Raw genomic sequence first — 5,637 nt, 5'->3', positions numbered from 1 at the left:
CCCGGCCTGCGCGTGGTGGTGAAGGAGATCCCGATCCTCGGCCCCGCCAGCGTGACCGCCGCGCGGGCCGCGCTCGCCGCGCATGCCCAGGGCGGGTTCCCGCGCTTCCACGACGCACTGATGCGGCTCCGGGGCGAGCCGGACGAGGCGGCGCTGCTGCAGCTCGCGGCCGAGACCGGGCTCGACCCGGCGCGCCTGCTGCGCGACATGAACAGTGAGACAGTCACGCGCCGGTTGAACGCGAACCTCGAACTCGCGCAGACGCTCGGCATCCAGGGCACGCCCGCCTACGTGGTGGGCGAGACGCTGCTGCCCGGCGCGGTACCGATCGAACGGCTGCGCGAGGCGGTCGCCGCTGCGCGCTGAGGCCGATCAGTTCGCCCGCTCGGCCGCGAGCCGGAGCGCGGGCCGCGGCGGCGGGGCGGTGAGGCCCCGGATGGTCAGAGGCAGGTCGAGCTCGGTGGTCGCGCGCTCGTAGACCGGGTGACCGAACAGGAAGCCCTGCATTTCGGTGAGGCCGAGCGCGTGCAGGCAGGAGAGCTCGCCGAGCGACTCCACGCCTTCGGCGATCGTGCGCAGCGGCATCTGCTCGACCATGCGCAGGATCCCGGCGACGATCGAGCGGCGCACGCGGTGCAGGTCGACGCCGCGCGTCAGCGTCATGTCGATCTTGATGATGTCGGGCTGCACCTCGGCGAGCAGCGAGAGGCCGTTGTAGCCGGCGCCGAAATCGTCGATGGCGATCCGGAGCCCGAGCGCGCGCGCGGCCTCGACCACCTTGGCAAGCCGCGGCGGATCATCGATCTTCTCGCCCTCCGTCACCTCGAGCACCAGCTGCGCGACCGGGAAACGCTCAACCTCGGCCACCGCGACAATCGCGGCCAGCACATCGGGCGTGTGCAGCAGCACGCCGGGGGAGAAGTTCACATGCACGTCGGTCTCGACGCCGAGCGCGACGGCGCGCGCAAGCGCGTGCCGGGCGATCGCGATCTCGAGGCCGAAGCGCTCGCCGCCTTCGGCGCGCGCGAGCACGCTCGCGGCCGAGCCACCGCCGAGGCCGCGCACCAGCGCCTCCTGGGCGACGATGCGGCGTTCGGCGATGTCGACGATCGGCTGGAACGCGATCGCGAAACCCGGGGCCGGCCGGTCCGTCGCGACAGCAGAAAGCGCAGGCATGTCCGATCCTTCCAACGAGATGCCCTGAGGGCCCGTCGGCAATGGTGAGCGGCAATGCGTCAAGCGCTGGTTAACGGCGCGACGCTGCCCCGGCGGAGGGGCAGCGCATCGCGGCCGGGCTATGTGAAGTCGAGCCCCGTCCAGTGCGTCTCGCCGATCTGGCAGAGGTGCCGGCCGCGCGCGAAGATCTGCGCATACAGCAGCGTCTTGGCGAGGTGGCGGGTCTGCTCGGTCGAGGTGAGATCCCAGATGGTCAGCAGCTCGGTCGGATCCTGGATCACGAGATCCGGGCGCATCGCGCCGATCAGCCGCTTGCGTCCACTGTTGCGATTCACGAACAGGTGCCTGAGCTCGTCCTCGCACCACCAGAGCCCGTCATTGCGGACGAACTCCTCGATCGCCTTCGCTGAGGTCGCCGCGTCCATGCCCGGGAAGCTCCGCACCTGACGGTTGGCGAACACGATCCAGCCATTGCCGGGGCTCAGCTGCCGCAGCGCCGCCGTCACGGCCGAGTCGAGCTTGGCGCCGGCGGCGGTGCGCTCCGCCGTCTCGTCCTCCTGGCTGGCGATCAGCTGCGCGCGGTCTGCGGCCGAGAGGCGCGCGGCGGCCTCCTTCACGATCGCCTCCAGATCGATCGCAAGCCGGGTGCTGGCCGGCGTGCTGCCGGGTACCATCACCTTGGAGTCCTTCCGCATCGCCGTGGTCCCTCGGCCTGCGCCGGCGTGGCGCCCGGGTCAAGGATGCGACGGCGGGACGACCGACCGAGTGAGCGGGATCACAGCGCGCGCGCCAGCGCGCCCTGGATCAGCGCACCGTCAGCATGATCTTGCCGATATGCGCGCTCGATTCCATCAGCCTGTGCGCCTCAACGACCTCGTCGAGGGCATAGGTGCCGTAGATCACCGGGCCGCAGCGCCCCGCCGCGAGCACCGGCCAGACCCGCTCGCGCAGTTCCGCCGCGATCGCGCCCTTCTGGGCGGTGGTGCGCGGGCGCATGGTGCTGCCGGTGACGGTCAACCGCTTCGTCATCACCGGCAGCAAATCGAAGTCGCGGACCTTCGAGCCCTGCAGGAACGCGATCTGGATCAGCCGCCCGTCGAGCGCGAGGCAGCGCAGGTTGCGCGCGATGTAGTCGCCACCGACCATGTCGAGCACCACGTCGACGCCGCGGCCGTCGGTCAGCCGCTTCACCTCCTCGACGAAGTCTTGCGCGTTGTAGTCGATCGCCGCCTCCGCGCCGAGGCGCAGGCACGCGGTGCACTTGTCCACGTTGCCGGCGGTGGCGAACACGCGCGCGCCGAACTCGCGCGCAAGCTGGATGGCGGTGGTGCCGATGCCCGAGGAGCCGCCGTGGATCAGCACGGCCTCGCCCTTCGCGAGCCCGCCGCGCTGGAACAGATTGGCCCAGACCGTGAAGTAGGTCTCGGGCAGGGCGGCGGCGCGCAGGTGGTCGTAGCCTTCGGGCGGCGTCAGGCATTGCGGCGCCGGCACGGCGACGTACTCCGCGTAGCCGCCGCCGTTGCAGAGCGCCGAGACCGGATCGCCGATGCTCCATCCCTCGACCCCCTCGCCGATTGCCGCGACGGTGCCGGCCGCCTCCAGCCCGAGGATCGGCGAGGCGCCGGCGGGCGGCGGGTACGCGCCGCGGCGCTGCTGGATGTCGGGCCGGTTCACGCCGGCGGCGTGCACCTCGATCAGCAGCTCGCCCGGGCCCGGTTGCGGCACCGGGCCGGTGACGACGCGCATCACCTCCGGCCCGCCGTGGCCCTCGCAGGCGACGTGGCGCATCGTGTCGGGAACGGGCATCGGGTCCTCCGGTTCTCGGGGTTGGGCGGGTCCGGTCAGGCCGCCGCGCCGACGAGGCGGGCGTAAAGCTCGGGATCGGTCGCGCCCTCGGTGCCGAACAGCAGGACGCGCGCCGCTCCGTCGAGCCCGAGCGCGGCGGCAGAGCCCGCGTCGCGTCGCGCGAGCGCGAGTCCGATCAGCCCGGCGACCGCGCTCTCGCCGGCGACCACCGCGGGATCGCCGTCCACGCCGCGCGCCAGCGCCCGCATCGCCGGCGCGACCGCCTCGTCGGGCACCGCCATGAACGCGTCGGCGCGGTGCAGCAGCTCGTCGAAGGCCAGGATCGAGACTTCGCCACAGGCGAGCCCGGCCATGATCGTGTCGGGGCCGGGCGGCGAGGGCGTGGGCCTGCCCGCGACGGCGCTGCGGCAGAGGCAGTCGAACCGGTCGGGCTCGACGACGATGAGGCGCGGCGCGGTTTTGCCGAAATGCAGCGCCGCCTGGGCGGCGACCGCGGCGGCGACACCGCCCACGCCGCCCTGCACGAACAGATGCGTCGGTGCCGGGCCGGTCCATTGCGCGAACGCCTCGTCCGCCATCACGCGATAGCCCTGCATAACGTCGCGCGGGATGTCGGTGTAGCCGGGATAGGAGGTGTCGGAGACCACGGTCCACCCGTTGACTGCCGCATCCTCGGCGGCGTGGCGCACCGCATCGTCATAGGTGCCGGGCACGCGGCGGACCTCGGCGCCGAACCGCGCGATCGCCGCCGCGCGGCCGTCGCTGACGGTCTCGTGGATATAGATCACCGCGCGGCAGTGGAAGCGCGCAGCGCCCCAGGCGACCGAGCGGCCGTGATTGCCGTCGGTCGCGCAGGCGACGGTGATGGCGCGCGTCTCGGCCGCGAAGCGCCCGGCGGCGAGCTCGGCGTCCGTCGCCGCGATCCCCCGCGTCGCGAGCGTACAGATCAGGTGCCGCGCGACCGCATAGGCGCCGCCCAGCGCCTTGAAGCTGCCGAGCCCGAAGCGTCCGCCCTCGTCCTTCCAGCGCAGCGCGCCGACGCCGAGCGCGCGCGCAAGCCCCGGCAGGTCGTGCAGCGGCGTCGGCGCATATCTCGGCCAGGAGGTGATCGCGTCGCGCGCGGCGCGGAACCCGGCGTCGTCGAGCACCGGTGTGCCGGCGTGTCCGTTCGCGGCATGGAGATGGAGGCGAAACGGCAGGGCGGGCAGGAGTGTCACTTGACCTCGGTCAACGATCGGCGTGGAAGGCGCCGGCAGACTGACGCCAAACGCTGGAGGGAGGAAGCCCATGCGCGCTGCGGTCGTCGCCCTGCTTGCCGTCTCGATGCTCACGCCTGTGCCGACGCGCGCGATGGGCCAGCAGCCGCGCGCGACCGATCTGGGCGAGACCGCCTACCAGGAGGCCTGCGCCTCCTGCCACCGAACGCCTGCGCGCTTCATGCGCCGCTTCGTCGATCTCCCGCAGGCCGATCGGCAGGCCGCGCTCGATGACTTCCTCAAGACCCACTCCGCCGAGGATGACGCCAAGCGCGCCGCCATCATCGCCTGGCTGGAGACGAACCACGTGCGGCGCTGAGCGCTACAGCACCAGCGCGCGCAGCGCGAACAACGCGACCGCGAGCCAGATCGCGCCGAGCAGCAGGCGCACGCCCGTGCGCATCCGCCGCTCCACGCGCGGCATCGGCGCGCGCTCAGTCATAGTCGAACCGCTCGTAGCGGATCGCGTCGGGCGGCAGCCCGAGCCGCTCCAGCGTCGCCGCGACCGCCAGCATCATCGGCGTGGGCCCGCAGACCATCGCCACGGTGGCGTTCGGATCGAGCCCCGCCAGCGCCTCACGCAGGATCGACGCGTCGAGGATGCCGCGGGTCGCGCCGGCGCAGAGCGGCCCTTCGTCCACGCGCAGGAACAGGCCGAAGCCCGTCTCGGCCGCGGTGCGCGCGAGCTCGTCGCGGTAGAGCAGCCGCTCTGCCGTCCAGGCGCCGTAGACGAGCCGCACCTCGCCGGCATCGGGCCGCGCGGCGAGATCGCGCCAGAGCGACAGGATCGGCGCGATCCCCGCCCCGCCGGCAATCAGCAGCACCGCGCGCCGGTCGCGCTTGTCGAGCACGAAGGCGCCGTGCGGCGCATCGACGCGCACGGCTGAGCCGAGCGGCAGCGAGCCGATCGTGCGCGTCAGGTCGCCGGCCTCGCGGATGACGAAAGCGAGGCGCGGATCGCCGGGCGCGGAGGCGATCGAGAACGGGTTGTCGTCCCACGGCGCGCGGCGGCCAAAGGCGAGCCAGGCGAACTGCCCGGCGGTGAAGGCGAGCGGTTCGCGCGACGGCCGGTCGAGCACCACCTCCCAGTAGTCCGGGCCGAGCGGCGCGACGGACGCAACACGCCAGCCGGCGCGCGCGTCGCGGACCGGCTTGATCGCCCAGGTCCAGACCAGGGCGAAGGCCGCGAGCGCGAGCCCGCCGAGCCAGAACCCCCGCAGCGGCGCGGACTCGCTGTAGAGCCCGACGCGCAGCGCGTGATGGACGGCGAAGGCCGCCGCCGCCAGCCCCAGCGCCGCATGCAGGGCGCGCCAGCGCTGATAGGCGAGGCCGATCCGCCCGCGCGCGAGCGAAGCCGCCACCACGACCAGCAGGAGCGCGATCGCGATCACGCCGCTCT

At 73.1% G+C, this 5,637-nt stretch carries 7 protein-coding genes; 2 read left to right on the top strand and 5 right to left on the bottom strand.

The features are described 5' to 3' along the window. A partial coding sequence (locus tag ACTIFU_RS22120; protein WP_439580487.1) for a DsbA family protein occupies positions 1-366 on the top strand: 366 nt, incomplete at its 5' end. A gap of 6 nt (positions 367-372) precedes the next feature. Here ACTIFU_RS22120 and ACTIFU_RS22115 read toward each other — a convergent pair. From ACTIFU_RS22115 to ACTIFU_RS22100, 4 genes are all read right to left on the bottom strand, one after another. Next, entirely contained in the window at positions 373-1,176 is an 804-nt protein-coding gene (locus ACTIFU_RS22115) for an EAL domain-containing protein (protein WP_439580486.1), read from the bottom strand. Positions 1,177-1,295: 119 nt separating this feature from the next. Beyond that, positions 1,296-1,871, bottom strand: a complete 576-nt coding sequence (locus ACTIFU_RS22110) for a hypothetical protein (RefSeq protein WP_439580485.1) — start codon at positions 1,869-1,871, stop codon at positions 1,296-1,298. A 109-nt stretch (positions 1,872-1,980) separates the two neighbouring features. Next, positions 1,981-2,982, bottom strand: a complete 1,002-nt coding sequence (locus ACTIFU_RS22105; protein ID WP_439580484.1) for an NAD(P)H-quinone oxidoreductase — start codon at positions 2,980-2,982, stop codon at positions 1,981-1,983. A 35-nt stretch (positions 2,983-3,017) separates the two neighbouring features. Then, positions 3,018-4,199, bottom strand: a complete 1,182-nt coding sequence (locus ACTIFU_RS22100) for a diaminopropionate ammonia-lyase (RefSeq protein WP_439580483.1) — start codon at positions 4,197-4,199, stop codon at positions 3,018-3,020. Between the two features lie 70 nt (positions 4,200-4,269). Between ACTIFU_RS22100 and ACTIFU_RS22095 the strand changes: the two genes are divergently transcribed. Next, positions 4,270-4,557, top strand: a complete 288-nt coding sequence (locus ACTIFU_RS22095) for a hypothetical protein (RefSeq protein ID WP_439580482.1) — start codon at positions 4,270-4,272, stop codon at positions 4,555-4,557. A gap of 115 nt (positions 4,558-4,672) precedes the next feature. Here ACTIFU_RS22095 and ACTIFU_RS22090 read toward each other — a convergent pair. Beyond that, positions 4,673-5,637: hypothetical protein (locus tag ACTIFU_RS22090; protein ID WP_439580481.1), on the bottom strand; the 965-nt coding region annotated here is incomplete at its 5' end.

Origin of the sequence: Elioraea sp. (assembly GCF_051860475.1) — a bacterium.
GTDB lineage: Bacteria > Pseudomonadota > Alphaproteobacteria > Acetobacterales > Acetobacteraceae > Elioraea.
This window is presented reverse-complemented; position numbering and strand designations above follow the sequence as displayed.

Excerpts from the sequence above, each read along its gene's own strand:
- ACTIFU_RS22105 (WP_439580484.1), bottom strand. The coding sequence starts at position 2,982 with ATGCCCGTTCCCGACACGATGCGCCACGTCGCCTGCGAGGGCCACGGC.
- ACTIFU_RS22110 (WP_439580485.1), bottom strand. The coding sequence starts at position 1,871 with ATGCGGAAGGACTCCAAGGTGATGGTACCCGGCAGCACGCCGGCCAGC.
- ACTIFU_RS22095 (WP_439580482.1), top strand. The coding sequence starts at position 4,270 with ATGCGCGCTGCGGTCGTCGCCCTGCTTGCCGTCTCGATGCTCACGCCT.
- ACTIFU_RS22115 (WP_439580486.1), bottom strand. The coding sequence starts at position 1,176 with ATGCCTGCGCTTTCTGCTGTCGCGACGGACCGGCCGGCCCCGGGTTTC.